Below are 18,788 nucleotides of genomic sequence, written 5' to 3'. Positions count from 1 at the left end.
CCACTTCGCTCCTACCACGGGTCGTGAAGCGCCGCATCACCGTGGGAGGTGGCGAGGTCGTTCTGCGCGACGCATGAGGCCTCGCCATCGACCTCGACGCGCGTCTGGAACCGGGAACTTGAATGCAGCGGACCCCCGGATCAACGAAAGCGCCTTCGACCCTCCATGACCACCCGAGGGCACCACCCGCTTGGCGCGCTCAGGACGCGCGGCCGGCCCCTTCGGGAGTGCGATGCGTGTGGAGTGCATCGAATTTGGCGTCGAGGCGATGCCAGAGGAGCATAGCCACTACGAGCTGGACGCACGATGTCGAGAGTGCGATGCCTTCGCGGCCAATCGTCTCGAGAATCGACGTGATGCGCGCACCGCGTAAAGAAGCGCACTGAGGGCCGCCAGTAGCGTGCAAACGGCCCCGAGCGGACCACGGTGCGTCTCGCCGTCTTCGACGAGCGACCACCCGCGTCGCGCTGGGCTCGTCGGTTGGAGATGCGGGTACCAACTCAGGCAACCGCGATTCGGGCCAATGACGGTCGTCTCGTGTACTGCCGATGTCGTTTCCGAATTTCTACGACTTGCCTTCGAGCTCCTGCTCCTTGGCGAGAAAATCGTCCTGCAAATTGCCGTTGAGTTTCTCGCCTTCGTACATGACGGAGAATTCTTCTCCGAAGTCTCTCATCCGTGATGAGCCATCGAGGATACCGAATAGACTCGAGATCGTGTCCACGAGAACCAGTCTGGCGAAAGCGTGCATGGCAGCCTGCTGCTCCGCGTTCATTTGCTGGAACGCGGTCACGATCGGACGATAGATCGGATCGCGGACGCGCTCGAGCGGCATGTTGAGGTTCTCGGCGTAGTCCTTCAAGTTGAGCTCGAGTACTTCTTCTCGGATACCATCGACGAATTGTTCATCCTTCATGATCCACCCGTTGCGCAGCCACTACCTTGGGGTTTCTCTTCCGAGTTGGGCGGTGGCTTCATGTGAGCAGGGTACATCCTCTCGTTCATCTCGATCAACTCTTGGATCTTTGCTTCCGGTATCTCCGGATAGACACGACGCAATTCCGCGATATCTCTGTCGAGCAGCTCACGCGCGGAACTCACTCCCGGATTTTTTCGGGTGGTACGCTTGACGATGCCAACATCCGGAGCGCGCGTCCTGTGTCCCCGAACCGGCACCAGAATCGATGGTGCTGTCGCGGGATCATATCCCGGTATGAACTCTTTCATCAGTACTTGTTGACCGACGTGGTGCGCATCGAGCCCGGTCCCCTTGGCAGCCTTTGCCATCGGCTCGTACGGCCCCACGTCCCCGATCGCCACGAGGCCGAATGGGTCGAGCCAGACCAGCGGATCAATTGGATATCCATAGGCGCGAAGCCCTCCGGCGAGACCGATCGGGTCTTGAGATATGTAATCGCCGCGAGAAGGGTCATAATATCGAAACCGATTGTAGTAGAGGCCGGTCTCCGTATCTTCATATTGTCCGCCACGTCGCCAAGGACACCTACCTCTTTCCTCCTCGATGGCTCGCGACAACCCATAAATGTCGAGTTGCGCCTGCCATGCAATCTGGCCTGCTTCGTCGATCATCTCCTCGGGCGTTCCCAGATAGTCCGAGATAATCCCGAATTTTTTCGTTTGTTCTCCGCGAGCCCGCTCCACCTTGGCCACGGGGGTGAAGGTTTGAGGCTCGAATATCCACGTGGTCATCCCTTCGACGCCATCGCGTGCCTGCTTCCACTCATGGATGGGCACGTTGCCATCCCAACGCCACTCGGTCGTTGATTCGTGGCTCTCCGCGCGCACGGTCTTCTTTATTCGCCGTCCTAGAGCGTCGTACGCGAAATGCACGTCGACCCCCGCGGGCGTCTTGACCGCAATGAGCCTATTTGCGCCGTCCCATGTGTAATTCCATTCGTCACCGTCGGCCTCGCGCCTTACGGTGAGATTCCCGTTTTGGTCGTAATAAAATTGCGCGCCATCCGCCGTATGCAGAACCCCTCCGGGTAGATATTGGCGATCCTTGCGATCTGGATCCTTGTGCAGGTCCCCCGAGGGCGTGGGGGCACGATACTGGATGGTTCCGTCCGGATATCGTGCGGCGGAAAGTCGTCCACGCCCGTCGTGCGCATAATCCGTTACGCCGACGCCGTGATCAACGCGACGGCGAAGCCGATCGTCCCCCTCCCAGGCGTATTCGGTTCGCGCGCGCAGCTCCGCACCGCGTGCGATCTCGCGCAGCACGGGCAAACCCCGCTCGTCATAGTCGCGTCTTGCGACCACCCCCCCGGACATGGCTCGTTTGGTTTCCCGACCTAGAGCGTCTCGCTCGAAGGTGATACCCCACGTCGCTTTTGCTACCCCCTGCGGGTCCCTTTCGAAGATGCCGATGCTCTGCACGCTGCCCATCGGCATGTGCGTCATTTTCTCGCGCATCCCCCGGGAGCTGGCTACCTCGAGGCGTTGGCCGAGAAGGTCGTAACGACTTGCGACCCAGTCATCGTCGAAGGACTCTTTGATGCAGCGGCCGCGCGCATCTCGTTCCAGTGTAACCGTTCCAATGGAATTGGTCGCCCGAAGCATATTGCCGATGTCATCGTACGAAAAAAGCGCCTCTTCTCCGTCGGGGTACTTGACCGACACCACATTGCCCATGACGTCGTAGGCAAATGTCTCCATCTGCCCATCGGGCCGAAACTTGGCAGAGACGCGCCCCATCGGATCGCGCAAGAACGTTCGTGTCCGGCCGTCGAACCCTTTCTCTTCGATGACGCGACCGCACGGATCTCGGATCAGCGAATGAGCCTCACCGGCCTCGTTGATCACGGAAATGAGCTGTCCTTCCGAGGAGTAGCCGTACTCTGTTCTCTCGCCCGATTCCGATCCCCACGCGAGCCAATGATATCCCGAATATCCAAATATGGATTGGCTCATATTGTCTCGATATTCGAGAACGTCCCCTTCGGGCGAGTAGCTCACCTGGCGCCAGAGCCCGCCCGTCTCCTCGATACGGAAAAGGCGTGACTCCCAATCGTAGAAGCGGCGCCGCACACGACCCGCCGCGTCTCGGGTCTTGATGACGTTCCCTTGCCGATCGTAGCAGAATTCGTGTGTCGTTCCGTCGGGGAAGGTGATGCGCGAGAGATTCTCCGACGCATCGTAGTCGAAGAGATAGCGGCCGCCGTCGGCACGGACCACGCTGCGCAGAACCCGCCCCTCGTACTCACGTGCAAAACCTTCACCGAGATTGTTCCAACGACCGAGCAGCCGCCCCCATCGATCATACTGCCAGCGCCATTCGACACCGAGGGGATCCATCGTTCGCACCGGCTGATCGAGGTGGTCGTATTCTACGCGAAGCTGGGCGCCGTTCGGCAACACGCGGCTGATTTCGTTTCCCCTGGCATCATATTCATAGCGCGTCGTATTGCCCAATGCATCGATCTGCGCCGTCTTCCAGAGAAACTCGTTGTATTCGAACTTCGTCGCTGCCCCGTGAGGGTCGATGACTTCCTCGACTCCGTTGAGCACGTTCATCTTGTACGCGGTCACATGGCCTAGCGAATCCTCGACGAGGGTGACCATGTTTTTCTTGTCGTAGTTGAGCTCTCGAAAAAATAGTCGATCTTGTCCCTTTCCGTCGTTTCCCCACGTGCGAACGCAATTGGCGTGGGCATCACGGCCATCGTATTCGAACCAGAACGTGACCCCGTCGCGGTCGGTCTCTTGAATGAGTAAATGGTTCTCGTAGCGATAGACCCTTGCGTTACTTTGTGAGTCGAACGCCTTGACGAGATCGCCGTCAGCCGAATATTCGAAACTAACCTGATTGTACCAGCCGTCGTCTCGTTCGGCGATGGGCACCGCAATCCGGCGCAACAGGCCATCGCGGTGCTCGAGACGAATCCATCGACCTTCGCTTGTGGTCACCGTCTCCAGGAGACAATCGCGATCGTAGGCCAGATTGACGAAGTGACCGATACCATCGCGGATTTTCGTGAGAAAGGAGACTCGCGTGTTGCCCGGAAGGACCGAGAATTCGCGGACCAACCCGTCCACCGTCCGTACTTCGTAATACCCCTCCGCATGACGGCGGAGGGTGAGCCGCTCGAGAGGATTGAAGATTTCGCCACCATCGGGCAAGTAGCGACCGGGCAAATGCCGGCATTGAAATTCGACTTCGCGCCCGTCGCCCATTTTGTAGACGACCTTGCCGCGCTCGAGCCAAATCGCTTCGTGCAGGGTGTGGCTCCAACCGTAGCCAAGCGGCGACGCACGTTCACTCCACGCCGACGAATAGTTGCGCTCGAACTGAATCGGGATGGGGCCGCGCAGGACGAAGTCTTCCGCGCTCGTGAGAAGACGCCCCGTTGCGATGTCTACGGGGTGGCCGGTAAGCCAGCAGGCAGCCTTCGATGCCAGATTGCGAAGCCGCTGTGTCGGAAACAGACTAGCCACCTGCTGCAGCAGGCCCGCGGTCCATTTGTTTCGAAGAAAGAAGGACTTTGCGGCGGCCGCGAGATCGAGTGCGGGCGGCCCCATGGCAAGAACGGGCAAACCTTTGGGTATCGCGAGCAATACGGAACTCGGCAAGCGCACCGGATCGCTGCAGCTCATCGCGAGATCGGGCAAGCGGCACGCGTTAGAGCCTTCGAAGTATACCGTCTTCGAGCCGGTAATCAGAACGGCGTCACCCGGTGGGGCCGCCGGCGGATCAGGCCCTGGTGGCGGTGGCCTTATCTTGAGCTTCAGCGGCTTGGGGAGCGGAGTCCACATGAAGCCTGGTGGAATGACGACGTGGGGCATCGTCATCTTGTTCGTCGCGTCGTCCCCCGTTTTGGCGGCTTGAAAGATGCCATTGATGACGACGGGGCCCTGGATGGGCCCTCCGAAGATCGCCGCCATGCCGAGACCCATTCCCATTCCCAAAAGAAGCCCGCCGGGGCTGAACTCGATCATGCCGATGAAGGGCATGGGGAAAGGCGTCGGTATTCCGGCCGGCGGCGGCGCCGGCGGCGCCGGGACCATCTCCATGTGGATGTCCAAGCCGACGACGAGATCCGTCTGCTTACCCGCGAACATCGGTTATCCTACTGGCTGGCAAAAAAGCGCCGGCCCACGCGGCTATCTCTCCGCACGAGAGGCCGCTCGTTTCGTGGGCAGCTCCGAAAAGCGAGTCCGCAACGTCGAGTATGGACGTCATGTGCTCCGCGTATGCTCATCGCTTTCGGGGAGGCTGGCAACTGTTCGGCGCGGGTGCGACATGGCACCCTTCGCGGTCTCGTATCAAGAGAAACGGCTTCTTCCAAACGGTTGAGCCAACGCATGTCTTGTTCCTACTCACTGGGACATCGTGGCACCAGCTCGCGCGTTAGCTCGGGGCGCGAAGGTCGGCGGGTACTGAGATGTTGCTGCGGTTGCAAGCGATAACGAACTTGCGGAACGATGGGCAGGTACGAGAAACGGATCGCCGTCGATTCTCTCCACGTCGCGAAATTCTTACCCGACGTCCGCTTCCGTTGGAATTCGGGTGCCACCGCGGTTGCTCGATGTTGAATGATGTTGACTCGGACGACCCTCCTTCGGCAGACCTCTTGAGAAGTGACCGGATATTTGCATATCTCGACGACAACGATTTGACGTTAATATAGTCGATGTGTTGCCCATGTTCGATGCCGTTCTATCGATTCGATACGCAATGTCATCGCACCGATATGTTCATTGCTCGGAGCACGATGACGGAGTCTTTCAAAGACGCAGGCGCAGCCTGTGCTCATGATTCGTGCCCTCCGTGAAGCGATGAGCTCGTCGCCCCGAGCGCAAAGCACGAGCTTATGCAGCATAGCGCGCCATTTATGATGCGTGCGATGTGGCGGCCCGGACACAATCTGCAGTTGCATATCGGGGGCGCGATGCATTTGGCGACCGATGGAACTCGCCGTTCCCTTGTGCAAGGCGGAGAACAATGTCAATCCATGGCGCGTTCGAGACGTTTCGATGCGTCTCTATCCGTGCGAGCGCGTGCACTGCGAATCCGCTGCGGTAGCGCTGAGTGTTGGGGTTACGGGAGTGAGTGAAGAGGAGTCCTTGTCACCGAAGCATGTCCACAGGCGACTCGTAGCTCGATATTTCGAAGACGTTTGGAATCAAGGTCGCGTCGAACTTCTCGACGAGCTCGTCCACTCGGACCACGTCAGCTACCAGGCGGGACGCACCGGCCAGCGTCTTGGACCCAGCGCCTTGGCGCGCGTCGTGCGCGCGACGCGGAGCGTCTTTCCGGATTTGCGTTATGAGATCTCGGACGAGGTTCACGATGTCGATCGCGCGGCCATTCGCTGCACGAAGCACGTAAAGTCCGTAGGGCTGCTCGATGGCAGCGCCTTCGACGATGGGCGCATCGAGATCGAGCAGATGCTGCTCATCCGTTTTCACGATGAGCGAATCATCGAGCAGTGGTCGACCGTGTTCTTCTCGAGTTACGAAGGAGAGCTTGCGCTTACACGAATGGTCGAACGGGTACTCGAGCGGTCCGAGCCGGACTCTTCGCGCGACGACGAATGTCCGCAGGTGCCGGTGCCGGCGACGTTTCTGTCCTCGCTCCGAAGGTCCATTCGCGAGGCATTCGAATGCCAGCTGGCGGGCGGGCCGGAGATAAAAGACGTGGCGCGAAGAATGGGCGTGAGCCGGCGCACCCTTCAGCGACGGCTGCAGCAAACGGGAACCACCTTCAAGCAAGAGGTCGACGGCATCCGTCAGGCGCTGGCCTGCGAGTACCTCACGAACACCGCGCGCCCGCTGAAGGAGATTGCGCTTCAACTCGGCTTCGAGTCGACCTCGTTCTTTCGTTCGTTCCGTCGCTGGACTCGGATGTCGCCACTCCAATTTCGTCTCGCGCGACCAAGTAGTCATGCCGCTCGCCACGCGTGCCTGTCTCCGCGTGCCAATGGAATGACGGGGCGCGCCACATAGGCATGAAGCCACGGCACGAGGTTGATTAACTCCAAACCTTGAGCCATTCCTCTTCGCTCTCGAGAGAGTGTGTTGGATGGCGACGAGCACGAAGTTGGTGTCTCGGTTCGAATCATTCAGCGTGTGTGTAGCTTTGGTATGCACGTTTCAAATGTGCAAAAGGAGATCACGAGATGACTGGGTACAGTAGATCCTTGGCGATGGCGATTGCCGCGGTGTGTCTTGGACTAACGGGTTGCGCAGCGGACGGCGGCGCGGTGGACGAGAACGAAAGCGAACCGAACGAAGGCGAGAATGCCGCGGCCTTGGCCGCACCGGCCGCCGCGGCGGTGGCGAAGACACTTTATTACGAGGGTTCCTGCGCGTGGCTCAAATGCGCCAATGGTAACGATGCACGGGGCGCCTGCGGGATGGGTTGCAGCGATTCGGCATCGCGATTCGCCCGGGACGTGGCGTCACGCGCGAGCTGTGGGGCCACCGTGAAAGTGACAAGGGGCAACAAGAGCTCGAACGCCAAAGTGTGGGACCAGTCGTGCTGCGGGCGAATGGAAGGTACCAAAGGCCTGCTGGATGCACTCGGAATCGGGCATTCCGATGGCACGTGCAGGCGGCGGGGCGACTTCACCTACGGGTCGGGGCAGGGAACGGCAACCTTTCACTTCTAATAACGGCTGATCCCACATGACCATCGCACGGTTCGCGCGAGTCGCGTCGCTTGCGCTTCTTTTCGGAATTCTCGGATGCAAATCGAAGCCGCCCATGGGCGCCTCCGCGCCTGCGCACGCAGGTGAAGTCGGTGAAGCCGCTGGAGCGGCCGAGGCTCGTATCTGGATTCCGCTCGACGAGACGACGCCACTCCGCGGACCGGCGACGGCGGCGGTCACCTTGGTGGTTTTTTGCGACTTTCAATCTCCCTATTGCGCACGCATCACCGAGCATCTTCAGGGGCTGCGCCGTGAGTATGGGGCCGCGCTTCGCATTCAGTATCGACACAACCCGTTGCCGATTTATCCTGATTCACAACTCGCCGGCGAGGCCTCGGCGGCCGCGGCCGAACAGGGTAAATTCTGGGCATATCACGATACCCTGTTCAAACACCAAAATGCGTTGGATCGCGCATCGCTCGAGCGATATGGCCAAGAGCTCGGGCTCGACATGGATCGCTTTCGCGACGCCATTGCGTCTGAGCGAGCTCGATTGAAGGTCGACGGCGATTCGATTTTGGCTGCCAATATTCAAGTTCGAGGCGCCCCGGTCCTGTTCGTCAATGGTCGCCCGGTTCGCGGGCTGCGGGACCACGCGACGTACAAGAGAGTCATCGACGAAGAGCTCGTCGTTGCGAATGCCCTTCTGAAGGAGGGCACGCCTCCGAAGTCGCTCTATCAGCGGATTGCGCACGTGCCTCCGTCCGATTCGACGCTGCAGCACGACAAGCACGAGGGCATACCGCCCGCGAATCCGAACACCGTTTACAAAGTCGATCTTGGCGAATCGCCCACACGAGGGCCCGCCGACGCCAAAGTGACCGTCGTTCTCTGGTCCGACTTCGAGTGCGAGCGGTGCGGATCCTTCGAGAAGGAGCTCGACGCCGTCGCTGCCGCATATCCTCGTGACGTTCGCATCGTGTGGAAGTTCCGCCCGATCCCCGACCATCCGGCGGTCATGCTCGCTTCCGAAGCCGCATTGGCCGCCGGCCGCGAGGGAAAATTCTGGCCGATGCACGATTTGCTGTTCGCGAACCCGGCGTTCGACCGCGATCGGCTCGAGGGGTACGCGCGAAAGCTGAAACTCGACATGGCCCGTTTTCGAGAGGCACTCGATGACCGACCCTATACCGAACACGTGAGTCGCGATCTCGAGCTTTCGGAGAATCTCGCGATTCGCAATCTTCCGGCACTCTTCATCAATGGTCGGCGTCTGGCGCACGGAGAGGGAAAGTTCACGGCGGCCGAAGTCCGAATCCTGGTCGCGGAAGAGATGAAGCACGCCGAGCGGCTCCTCGATCAGGGGATTTCCTCGGCCCGGCTCTACGAGCATATCATCGCGGGCGGCGATCCCGGGGCGGGGTTTCGGCCCGAAGAGCGCCCGCCCTTGCCGAAAGGAAGCTATCCGGTGGACGTTGGCTCATCGCCGATTCGCGGTCCGCAGAACGCACCGGTCACCATCGTGACGTTTTCGGATTTCCAATGTCCGTATTGTTCGAGGCTTGAACGAACGCTCGACCAATTGCGCAATCAATACGGCGATGCGATTCGCGTCGTGTGGAAGGACGCACCGAGCACGGATATCCACCCCGACGCCATGGGCGCGCACGTGGCGGCTCGCGCCGCGGCCGAGCAGGGGCGCTTTTGGGAAATGCACGACAAGATCTTCAGCCGGCCTTACGTGCTTGGTCGTGGGATGCTCGAGCGCCACGCTGCGAGCCTCGGTCTCGATATGGACCGATTTCGCAGCGCATTGGACAGCGGGAAATTCGAGCCGGCGGTCCGCGAGGATACGGACTACGGCGTCAGCTTGGCGGGGCCGGTCGGTACGCCCGCGGTCTTCGTCAACGGGCAATTGGTCCCAGGCGCTTTGCCAATTGAGACATTTCGTCGCGTGATCGACGAAGCGCTGCAGCGTGAGGCGCGATGAACGGGACGAATCGATGGCGGACCCTTCTTTGCGTGGCGGCCGCCCTTTCCGCGCTCGCGGCCGTTGGATCATGGTTGGTCGCCCGGCCGGGCCCTTCGCATGCATCGCGGCACGTGAGCTCGGAGCCCAGCGCACTGCACGAAGAGGACTCGTGGCCACCGGTGCCGAGGTTACGCGAACCCGAGCCCGCTCCGCAGCCAGCTCCGCAAACCGCGCCGCGGTCGAGACTCGCAGGGCGGCCCGCACCAGCGGCACCGCACGCGTCGCCCCCGTCCGAGGTCGCGGAGCCGGCACCGTTCCCTCGCGGCGAAACGGCGTCGGAGTTGGACGACCCCCCGATCCGCGATTTGGTCACGGTGGGCGATATCGCACTCGGAGTACGCGACGACCCGCGGCGGTTGGTGATTCACGACGAGCCCAAGTTGAAAGAGGCTCTCACTCGAATCGGGCACGAACTCGAGGAGCGCGCGCGCCAGCACCCGGAGGAGGGCGCCGCCGAGTTGGTGGAACGACTTGCCGACTACCGCGACGAACTCGGCGACTGCATGAGCGGCGACGTCCAAATTCGCGGTCCCCATTGGACGATCGAGACCGAGGCCGGCCCGGCACTCCCTCCGGAAAAATGGTGGAGGCCGAAACCGTAAAAGACGGCCCACGGCCGCTCAAGGTCCTGTTTCCCATCGCGGCGCCCACCCCGATGCGCCAGGAGAGTAGACCCATGGTCTCGAGCCCGCTTCTACCTGCCCGAAACCATTCCACTAAACAGTGGAGCAAAGGGGGATCGAACCCCTGACCTCCGCATTGCGAACGCGGCGCTCTCCCAGCTGAGCTATTGCCCCAACAACTGCGACGGGCGCGGACTCTACGCGCGGCGGTTTAGAAGTCAAGCACCTCGTTGTTTAGCTGCGCGAGATCCGTCGCTTTCCCGGTCTCTCGCCCTTACCGGTACCCCGCGACGAGCGACTGCGCCAGCAGCCCCCAGCCGTCGATGGCCACGAAGAGCAGCAGCTTGAACGGCAGGCTCACCTGCGTCGGACTCAACATTTGCATGCCCAACGCCAGGAGCACGTTGGAGACGACCAGGTCGATGACCAGAAAGGGCAAGAACAAGAGGAAGCCGATGGCGAAGGCCTCGGTCAGCTCCGTCACCACGAACGCCGGAATCAGAATCGGCAGGTCCTTGTCCGTCACCGCGGCCCGATCCGGCTCGGGCCGCGTCTTGCGGGCGACGTCCAGGAAGCGCGCCTTCTCACGTTCCGAGGCGTTCGCCGCCAAAAAATCGCGCATCGGCTCCCGCACGGCCTCGAGGCCCTGGGAAACCAAGGACATCGTGTCCTTCGGCCCCTTGCCCGACCAGAGAGGCTCGGCGCGGTCCAAAATCCGCTGCCCCACCGGGGCCATGGCCAGCAACGTCAGCGCGCTCGCCAGCGCCAGGATGACCGTGTTCGACGGCACCGAGGCGGCGCCGATGGCGCTTCGCACGATCTGCAGCACCGTGGAGATCTTCACGAACGCGGTCACGCTCATGAAGGCGAACGGGATCAACGATACGAGCGCGAGCGCCACGACCAACGCGAGCGGCCGGCCAAGCGTATCGTCTACCCCAACGGCGGGATTCACGACCCCTCCTCCTTCTTCGCGCCGCCGTCGTTGGGGCGGCGCGCCAGCCGAGCTAGTACGTCCGCAAAGCCGCCGGGCGCCGCCGCCCCCGCTTCGGGCAAGTCGGGGAACGCGCTTTCAGGCATCTCGGCCAGCTTGGTGAATCCGCCTTCGCCCACACCGACCACGAGCACCTGCCCGCCGACCTTCACCAGGTAAATGCAGCGCCGGGCGTCGAGTGGAAGTTGCCCCACGAGCTGGATGGCGCCGCTGGACCTCCCCATGCCCAACCGCTTGGCTCCGTAGAGGACGACGAAGGCAATGGCGCACACGGCCACCAATGTGACGAACGTTTCGACGATGTAGCTGCCATAAGCGCTCAATGTCTTGTCATCCGTCCGTTGCCTGTTTGCGTCATTTAACCTAAACAAGGTGCCGCTTTCCAAGGGTCGCGGCCCCGCGAGAGTACCTGTTTTTCAACCTACATGTGACACTCAAGTAAGGGGACAACGTGGCGCTCATCGTGCAGAAGTTCGGTGGCACTTCGGTCGGCTCGATCGACCGGATTCGCAACGTGGCCCGGCGCTGTTTGGCAACCGCTGCCCAGGGCCATCAGGTCGTGGTCATCGTGAGTGCGATGAGTGGCGAAACCAATCGCCTGCTCAAGCTCGCCCACGAAGTGACCGAAATTCCCGATGCGCGCGAGATGGACGTCATCGCGGCCACCGGCGAGCAGGTCTCGGCGGCGCTCACCGCGCTGGCCATCCAGCAGGAGGGCGGCAAGGCCCGTTCGCTGCTCGGCCACCAGGTGAAGATCCTGACGGACGGCGCCTACAGCAAGGCGCGCATCAAGGCCATCGAAGGCTCGAAGATCTTCTCCACCCATAAAAAGGGTGCCATCGCGGTCGTGGCCGGCTTCCAGGGTGTCGACGAGAACGGCGACATCACCACGTTGGGACGCGGCGGTTCGGACACCACCGCCGTCGCCGTGGCCGCGGCCATCGGGGCCGACGTCTGCGAGATCTACACGGACGTCGACGGCGTCTACACGACGGATCCGAGCGTGTGCCCCGAGGCCCGCAAAATCCCGAAAATCTCGTTCGAAGAAATGCTGGAGCTGGCCTCGCTCGGCGCCAAAGTTCTCCAGATCCGGAGCGTGGAAATCGCCATGAAGTATGGCGTACCGATCCACGTTCGAAGTTCGTTTTCCGACGCGGAGGGTACCTGGGTGACCAAAGAAGACAAATCGCTGGAAGAGGTGGTCGTCACCGGCGTGGCGTACGACAAGAACGAAGCGCGCGTGGTGGTTGCGGGCGTCGAAGACAAGCCGGGCGTCGTGGCCGAGCTTTTCGGCACCATCGCGGAGAAGAACATCTCCGTCGACATGATCATCCAGAGCCCCGCCGTCGGAAACAACGGCGAGAGCCGCACGGACGTGGCCTTCACCGTCCTCAAGACCGACTTGCCCCGCGCGAAGCCGTTCATCGAGGAAGTCGCCAAGTCACTGAAGGCCCAGTCGGTTCGCTACGACGAGGGCATCGTCAAGGTCTCCATCGTCGGCTTGGGCATGCGCTCGCACGCTGGCGTCGCGGCCAAGATGTTCCGCATCCTCGCGCAGGAGGGCATCAACATCTCGGCCATCTCGACCAGCGAGATCAAGGTCTCCTGTCTCGTTGCCGACAAGTACACCGAGCTCGCCGTCCGCGCCTTGCACGCGGGGTTCGGCCTCTCCGACAAGGCCTGACGAGGCTCGTCCCAGGTCTTCAGGCGACCTGGGACGACGGCTCCGGGGCCGTCGCAACCTGCGCCATCTTTCGGCGGAATCCGCCGGGGGTGGCGCCGCGCCATTTCATGAAGGCGCGCTCGAAGCCGCTGCGGTCCGAATAGCCGAGGAGCAGCGCAATCTCGTAGATCGTCAGCTTCGGGTCGCGCAGGTAGGTCTCGGCCAAGTCGCGGCGCACCTCGTCGAGCTCCTCTTGGAACGAGGTGTGCGCCTCTTGGAGGCGCCGCTGCAAGGTGCGCCCGCTGAACTGGAGCCGCTTCGCGATTTCGGCCAAGGTCGGCGTGATGCGCGCCTGCAGGCATTGCCGGATCTGCTCGTGCAGGCCAGGAATGCGCTGGATGATGCCCGACTCCGGCACCATCAGCGAGTCCGCGTACTTCTCGAGCCAGGGAAGAAGCTTCGGATCGCCCGCGACCATGGGGTAGGAGAGCACCTCGCGATCGAAGGTGAGCTCGTTGCGCCCGGCCTGGAAGTGAAGCTGCGTCGTCCCGAAGTATTGCTCGAGCGGCGTCACATCGGCCGGCGCCGGGTGCGCGAACTCCACGCGGAGCAGTTTGATCGGCCGGGCCGTGCTCTCTTGCATGACGCTCAAGCAAACGGCCAGCACGAACTCGCTCGCATGGCGTCCCATGCACTCGGGATCGCCGGGAATGCGGTGCACGACGGACGCCTCGTTCGGGCCCTTGCGCAGCTCGATGCGCGCCGAGTCCGAGAGAAGCGTCATGTATTGCGAGACGCGGTTCACCGCATCCTCGATGTCGGCCGCGTTGCGTGCGGCGTATTCGACGAGCCCGTAGCTGCCGGGCTGCCGCTCCATGGCCATGTGCAGACCCAGGTAGTCATCGCCCGTGGCCGCGGCGGCGCGTGCGATCGCTTCGCGAAACACCTCCATCGGGATGGTCATGACCTTGAGAACGTCGCCCGTGGGCTCGGGGAGTTCGAGCTCGCGCCGGATGGTGGCCACGGCGTCGGCCGCGCCCTTCGTCACGAGCCAGTCGAGGAGAGTCGGGAGGAACGAAGATCGAAAAAGCATGTTTTTGAACCTGATGAAATCGGTGTGGGCCTAACGAGCGAGCGCGCACGAGGCGCGAGAATCATGATGCGCGTGCGCGGCGGAGTCGGAATTCGCGCGGGGTCGTTCCGCACCATTTCATGAAGGCGCGTTCGAACCCGCTGCGGTGCGAATAACCGAGCAGCAATGCAATTTCGTAAACGGTCAACTTCGGGTCGGACAGGTACGACTCGGCCAGCTCACGCCGGACGGCGTCCAGTACGTCCTGAAACGAGGTGCGCGCATCTTGAAGACGGCGCTGCAAGGTGCGTCCGCTGAGTTGCATGCGGCGCGCGACCTCGGCCAGGGTAGGGGCCTCTTTCGTCTGCAGGCAGAGGCGAATCTGCTCGTGCAGACCGGGGATACGTGCAGCCAGCGCCGACTCGTGCGGAAGCATCGTGGCGGCGTAGCTGTCGAGCCAAGGGAGCAGTGCGAGGTCGCTCCCGTTGATGGGAAGCGCGATCGTGCGCTCCTCGAAGGCGAGGAGGTTGTGGGCGGCATCGAACGCGATGTTCGACGTGCCGAAGAAGCGCTCCAGCTCCGCGGTGTCGGCTGGGGCGCCATGCGCGAACTCCACGCGGCGCGCGGAGACGGCGACCTGACTCGCCTCGCGGACGACGCGCAGGACCATGGCGAGGCTGAATTCGTTGGCGTGCCGACCTATAGCTCCAGGCTCCTCGGGCACGTAGTGCACCAGGGAGCATTCTTGCTCGAGTTTTCGCAACTCGATGCGGGTGGTGTCCGAGACCAACGGAAGGTAGCGCGCGATGCGGTTCAGGACTTCCCCGACGTCTGGCGCATTGCGCGCCGCGTACTCGAGGAGGCCGTAGCTACCGTGCGGCACGCGCATGGCGAGGTGAAGGCCGAGGTAATCATCTCCGAGCCGCTCGGCCGCGAGGGCGGTTGCTGCGCGGAACGTCGGAAGCGGGACGGTCATCTCGCTCACGAGCCCCGCCGTCGGCGCAGGGAGTTCGAGCTCGCGTTGGATGCCGTCGGCCGTCGCTTCATGACCATTGGCGCGCATGGATTCGAAGAGGAGAGGAAGGAAGGGTGACCGAATCAACATGGTACCGATACCATGCCCTAAAGAATGCATGTATCTGGGTACGTTCGCCACCACATGGAGCTTCCCTCCCCCATGCGCCCAGGGCGCCAAAGCGGCAGGAGCTCTAGCTTGCGCGGGAACTTGCCCCCACGTCAGCGCCGCAATTGATCGGACGTGAACATCACAGGTCTGGACCTGGGAAGCACCGGAGGGTGGAGTCGAAATGTCATCGTAGATATTCGACCAATCCCGGTGCCCGATCGGATGATGGTGATGATTTCCTCTCTATTCGTCACCGCCGTGCGCTCGCACGTGGCGCGCGCCTGCACATCGGCCAATGTTTCCCGCACAGGAGATCCGACCACGACACTCGTGGCGGTGAACGTCCTGCAGGTTCGAAATCAAGGACGACGTATTAATATCGAACTGGCGGCCGGGAAAAAAGTGATCACGCCCCCCGAAATTTCTCGCCGGACGGAGCAGTACGACGCGCCAACGCTGCACAGCGTCAAGCTCCCCGCGCGGGTTACCAGCCCCACACGTATTCGGCGCGCAAGAATGCGGTCGTGTAGCTCGGGTACGTGGTGATCTTCGACAGGAGAACGTGCTGCCGCAGCGCCAATCCGACGGAAAAGCTGCGCGACACTTGGTAATCGATGCCCAACGCGGCCTGCACCCCCGCGGCCCCTACTGCACCGTCGCTGGCCGGTCCGTACGCGAGGTATCCGCTGCCGAGGATGCCGACGTAGGGAACCCACTGCACGACGTCGAAGCTGTAGCCGATGCCCGCGCCCAAGGACGAGAGCAGCAGCGTGCGGCTCCCGGACGCCCCAGCGAAGCCCTCCGGCGCCGGAATGGACAGCACCGACGTTCCGCCCTCGACGAGCAAGTTGAGGCTGTCGCTCAGCCCATAGCTGTAGTGGATGGCGCCCCCACCGCCCGGTGCGAGCGACGTATTCTCCGCCTTGAGCAGGCTGAAACCGCCGCCGAACCCCAGGTGATGCTGCCGCTCGAAGGCCTGGGCCTCCCGCGCGCCTGCGAGTGCGAGCAGCGCCGCGGTGAGCATGACGAAGCGCGGTTTCATCGGCCCCACACGATTTCGGCTCGGAGAAAGCCCGAATAATAAGAGGGATACTGCTTCATTTCGGTGAGCAACAGGTGCTGCCGGACGGCAGCGCCGAGCGCAAAATGGGGAGTAACCATGTAATCGACTCCTACGGCCAACTGGATCCCGAAGGTGAAAAGCGTCTTGTCCAACGTACCGCCGGTGAGCGCCGATCCGCTGGCCATCACGCCACCGTATGGGGCCCACTTTTGCAGCACGTCGAGCACATAACCCACGCCCGCCCCCAGCGTATCGACCCCCGTGGGTCGCGTGTGCGGCACGTCCTGCCCGGGCGTCTCCTCTTTGGCCACGATGGCCGACGAGGCCTCGCTGAGGAAGCGAAACGCGTCGGTGATTTGATACGCGTAATGCAGCGTGAAAATCGGCCCGATGGAGTGCGTGCTCTTATCGTCGACCTTGAGGATGGAGAGCCCGCCGCCCAGCCCCAAATGGTGCTTTCGCTCCTGCGCGCCCGCATCGCGCGGGGCGATGGCGAGCGCCAAGGCGGCGCACGAGGCACCGAGCCAACGCTTCAACGCGCTTTTCCAGCGGCCGGTTTCGCCGTCTCCGCAAGCGCGCGCTCCACGAGGCGCTTGAAGCTCCGATACGGTTGGGCGCCCGAGAGGTAATACCCATTGATGAGGAACGACGGCGTCCCATTGATGCCCGAATCGGTCGCCACCTTGGCGTCGGCATCGATGTCCGCGCTGTGGGTGTGCGCATCCAGCGATTGTCCGAACTTGGTGACGTCCAATCCCACCTGCCCGGCATAGCCTTGGAGCGAATCGCGGTCGAGCTGCGCCTGATTGGCAAATAGCAAATCATGCATCTTGAAGAAGCCCGCGCTCCCTTTTTGCCGATAGGCCTCCGTCGCCGCCTCCGCCGCGATGTGCGCATTCGGATGGAAGGGAAGGGGCAGGTGACGGAACACGAGCTTCACGCGCCCGTCGTACTCCTTCATGAGCTGCTCGATGGTGCCGTTCACGCGCTGGCAGAAGGGGCACTGGAAGTCCGAGAACTCCACGATGGTGACCTTCGCCGCCGCCTGTCCACGGGTCGGCGCATCCTTCGCCGGCGGCACGGTCTTGCGCTCGGGCTCCGGCGCACTCTTCCCATCTTTGACCAAGGCTTCGTAGAGCTTCGTCGGCGCCGTTCCCTTCGCGAGAAGGTCTCGCGCCCGCTGAAGCTCCTGCTCGATGACCTTGTCGAACACCTCGATGGGCTGCGCACCGACGACGCGCCGTCCATTGACGAAGAACGTCGGCGTTCCGGTTGCGCCCAAATCGTCGGCCAAGAATTGGTCCGCTTCGATCTTCACCTTGTGCCGGTGCGACGAAAAGGCCGTCTTCACCTTGGCGGCATCGAGCTTCACGTCACCCGCGATGGCCAGCAAATCCGCTTCGTCCAGCGCCGGTGACTTTTCGAACAGCTTGTCGTGCGCCGCCCAGAACCCGCGCACTCCCTTTTGGGTCTGCGCCTCCACCGCGAGCTCCGCCGCCGGCATGGCCCGCTTGTGGAAGGGCAGCGGATTGTTCTTCCAAACGATGCGCACGTCCTTCGGGTACTTCTCGGTCAGCGTCTTGACCGTGTCCTCGGCGCGCTTGCAGAAGGGGCACTCGAAGTCGCTGAACTCGACGATGGTCACCGGTGCATTCGCCGGCCCCAAGATCGGACTCGCGCCCAGCGGCACCTTGTAAATCGTCTTGTCGGCCGACGGGTCGTCCTTCTCGTCGTCATCCGCGTCCTTCGCGTTCTTGCGATTGGTCGCGGTCATCTCCAGGTAAATGCGATCGCGCACCGTGCCGGCCTTCGCCTGGGCCGCCGCCTTGATCATCTCCTCGTCGATGACCCGCGTGAACGACTCCTTCGGCTGCGCGCCCGAAATCAGAACACCGTTGATGAAGAAGGCCGGTGTGCCATTGACCTTGAGCTCCGCGAGCACGTCCATGTCGCGGCGGACCTTCTCGCCCCACGTATGCTTGTCGAGCCCGAGCAGGATCTTCTTACCGTCGACACCCGCCTCTTGAGCCCACGACGAGAGCTCGGCCGAAGTCGCACGCACGTCCGGGTTGCGCTCTTTCATCCGCGCGAACGCCACCGCGTGGAACTTCCAAAACGCGGCATTCCCGCCCAACGCGAACACGCCTTGCCCCGCCTCCGCGAGCACCTGCGCATCGGCGTGGAAGGGGAGTGGAAAATTCTTCCAGACCACCCGGAGCTTGTCCTTGCCGTAATCGGCCTTCAACTGCTCGACGGTGTGCTCGGCCCGCTCACAAAACGGGCACTGAAAATCGCCAATCTCGACGATGGTGACCGGCGCCCAACGGCTGCCCCACACCGGATCGTCCGGCCCAATCGGAACGGGGCCCTCGTTCTCGCTGACCTGCGACGTAGCCTCCACGTCGGTCGCCTTTTTGGCGTCGGTTTTCGCCGGTGCAGGCTGCGAAGTTTGATACGGCGCGCTCCCGCATCCGAGCAACAGAGCCGCGCAAAGTCCAAGCCAAGCTTTCATCGTCGTCTTTCTAACCTAAGCCCCCGTAAACGTGCCCGTGCCCATGCCCGTACCCGAGCTCCCTGCCGACGGGTATCGGGCAGGGGCAGG

At 62.4% G+C, this 18,788-nt stretch carries 14 protein-coding genes and 1 tRNA gene; 5 read left to right on the top strand and 10 right to left on the bottom strand.

Translation table 11 applies throughout. The annotated features are described in order from the left end of the window. Positions 1–565: 565 nt before the first annotated feature. Together LVJ94_41155 and LVJ94_41150 are read right to left on the bottom strand one after the other, a co-directional pair. The gene (locus tag LVJ94_41155) at positions 566–862 is read right to left on the bottom strand and encodes a helicase RepA family protein (protein WXB03299.1); all 297 of its coding nucleotides are present in this window, start codon (positions 860–862) and stop codon (positions 566–568) included. 50 nt (positions 863–912) lie between these two features. Beyond that, complete coding sequence (locus LVJ94_41150; protein ID WXB03298.1) at positions 913–5,082, bottom strand: DUF6531 domain-containing protein; 4,170 nt, start codon at positions 5,080–5,082, stop codon at positions 913–915. 1,005 nt (positions 5,083–6,087) lie between these two features. Between LVJ94_41150 and LVJ94_41145 the strand changes: the two genes are divergently transcribed. The 4 genes from LVJ94_41145 to LVJ94_41130 all read left to right on the top strand — a co-directional run bounded on the left by LVJ94_41145 (position 6,088) and on the right by LVJ94_41130 (position 10,247). Beyond that, positions 6,088–6,969 (top strand): ester cyclase, encoded by an 882-nt coding sequence (locus LVJ94_41145; protein ID WXB03297.1) that lies wholly within the window; start codon positions 6,088–6,090, stop codon positions 6,967–6,969. A 200-nt stretch (positions 6,970–7,169) separates the two neighbouring features. Continuing rightward, a complete protein-coding gene (locus tag LVJ94_41140; GenBank protein ID WXB03296.1) occupies positions 7,170–7,634 on the top strand; it encodes a hypothetical protein in 465 nt (154 codons plus the stop codon). A 16-nt stretch (positions 7,635–7,650) separates the two neighbouring features. Further along, on the top strand, positions 7,651–9,603 hold the full coding sequence (locus tag LVJ94_41135; protein ID WXB03295.1) for a thioredoxin domain-containing protein: 1,953 nt from the start codon (positions 7,651–7,653) through the stop codon (positions 9,601–9,603). Beyond that, positions 9,600–10,247 carry a hypothetical protein gene (locus LVJ94_41130; GenBank protein ID WXB03294.1) on the top strand — a complete coding sequence of 216 codons (648 nt, stop codon included), beginning with the start codon at positions 9,600–9,602 and terminating at the stop codon, positions 10,245–10,247. Before LVJ94_41135 ends, LVJ94_41130 begins: the two co-directional genes overlap by 4 nt. Before the next feature lie 122 nt (positions 10,248–10,369). Here LVJ94_41130 and LVJ94_41125 read toward each other — a convergent pair. The 3 genes from LVJ94_41125 to LVJ94_41115 form a co-directional block, all read right to left on the bottom strand. Next, a tRNA-Ala gene (locus LVJ94_41125) sits at positions 10,370–10,442 on the bottom strand. 100 nt (positions 10,443–10,542) lie between these two features. Next, positions 10,543–11,223 carry a type III secretion system export apparatus subunit SctR gene (gene sctR, locus LVJ94_41120; GenBank protein ID WXB03293.1) on the bottom strand — a complete coding sequence of 227 codons (681 nt, stop codon included), beginning with the start codon at positions 11,221–11,223 and terminating at the stop codon, positions 10,543–10,545. Continuing rightward, on the bottom strand, positions 11,220–11,585 hold the full coding sequence (locus tag LVJ94_41115) for a flagellar biosynthetic protein FliO (protein ID WXB03292.1): 366 nt from the start codon (positions 11,583–11,585) through the stop codon (positions 11,220–11,222). Before LVJ94_41115 ends, sctR begins: the two co-directional genes overlap by 4 nt. Positions 11,586–11,713: 128 nt before the next feature. Here LVJ94_41115 and LVJ94_41110 point away from each other — a divergent pair, with 128 nt between their 5' ends. Continuing rightward, positions 11,714–12,946 carry an aspartate kinase gene (locus tag LVJ94_41110; GenBank protein WXB03291.1) on the top strand — a complete coding sequence of 411 codons (1,233 nt, stop codon included), beginning with the start codon at positions 11,714–11,716 and terminating at the stop codon, positions 12,944–12,946. A 19-nt stretch (positions 12,947–12,965) separates the two neighbouring features. On the opposite strand, the gene LVJ94_41105 is transcribed toward LVJ94_41110, so the two are convergent. The 5 genes from LVJ94_41105 to LVJ94_41085 all read right to left on the bottom strand — a co-directional run bounded on the left by LVJ94_41105 (position 12,966) and on the right by LVJ94_41085 (position 18,698). Beyond that, positions 12,966–14,018: an AraC family transcriptional regulator gene (locus LVJ94_41105; GenBank protein ID WXB03290.1), complete on the bottom strand. Its 1,053-nt coding sequence runs from the start codon at positions 14,016–14,018 to the stop codon at positions 12,966–12,968. Between the two features lie 61 nt (positions 14,019–14,079). Beyond that, complete coding sequence (locus tag LVJ94_41100; GenBank protein WXB03289.1) at positions 14,080–15,102, bottom strand: AraC family transcriptional regulator; 1,023 nt, start codon at positions 15,100–15,102, stop codon at positions 14,080–14,082. Between the two features lie 505 nt (positions 15,103–15,607). Beyond that, on the bottom strand, positions 15,608–16,165 hold the full coding sequence (locus LVJ94_41095) for a hypothetical protein (GenBank protein WXB03288.1): 558 nt from the start codon (positions 16,163–16,165) through the stop codon (positions 15,608–15,610). After that, the gene (locus LVJ94_41090; protein ID WXB03287.1) at positions 16,162–16,722 is read right to left on the bottom strand and encodes a porin family protein; all 561 of its coding nucleotides are present in this window, start codon (positions 16,720–16,722) and stop codon (positions 16,162–16,164) included. Before LVJ94_41090 ends, LVJ94_41095 begins: the two co-directional genes overlap by 4 nt. Further along, on the bottom strand, positions 16,719–18,698 hold the full coding sequence (locus LVJ94_41085) for a thioredoxin domain-containing protein (GenBank protein WXB03286.1): 1,980 nt from the start codon (positions 18,696–18,698) through the stop codon (positions 16,719–16,721). The genes LVJ94_41090 and LVJ94_41085 overlap by 4 nt, the downstream gene beginning before the upstream one ends. Positions 18,699–18,788: the final 90 nt, after the last annotated feature.

The sequence above is a fragment of the Sorangiineae bacterium MSr11367 genome, assembly GCA_037157805.1.
Lineage (GTDB): Bacteria > Myxococcota_A > Polyangia > Polyangiales > Polyangiaceae > Pendulispora > Pendulispora rubella.
Note: the sequence above shows the minus strand (reverse complement) of the source record. Positions and strands in the feature narration are given on the sequence as shown.